The sequence below is a fragment of the Sphingomonas sp. SRS2 genome (assembly GCF_000971055.1).
Lineage (GTDB): Bacteria > Pseudomonadota > Alphaproteobacteria > Sphingomonadales > Sphingomonadaceae > Rhizorhabdus.
The window spans coordinates 1-268 of sequence record NZ_LARW01000005.1; the positions used below are offsets into that span (position 1 = coordinate 1).

A 268-nucleotide genomic window follows, 5' to 3' on the forward strand; every position below is an offset into this window, starting at 1 on the left:
TTTTCCCAGTGCTTCAGGCCTCGCAGGGCCTTGCCCAGGAACCGCTTCGCTGCCTTGGCGCTGCGGGTCGGCGACAGGTAGAAATCGATCGTGTCGCCCCGCTTGTCGACTGCCCGGTACAGGTAGGTCCACTTGCCCCGCACCTTGACGTAGGTTTCATCCAGGCGCCAGCTCGGATCAAAGCCACGCCGCCAGAACCAGCGCAGCCGCTTCTCCATCTCCGGGGCGTAGCACTGGACCCAGCGATAGATCGTCGTATGGTCGACCG

General features: G+C 63.8%; 1 protein-coding gene. It reads right to left on the reverse strand.

Features of this window, described 5'->3' with window-relative positions; all coding sequences use genetic code 11:
- A partial coding sequence (locus WP12_RS00025) for a DDE-type integrase/transposase/recombinase (RefSeq protein WP_046191728.1) occupies nucleotides 1-268 on the reverse strand: 268 nt, incomplete at both ends.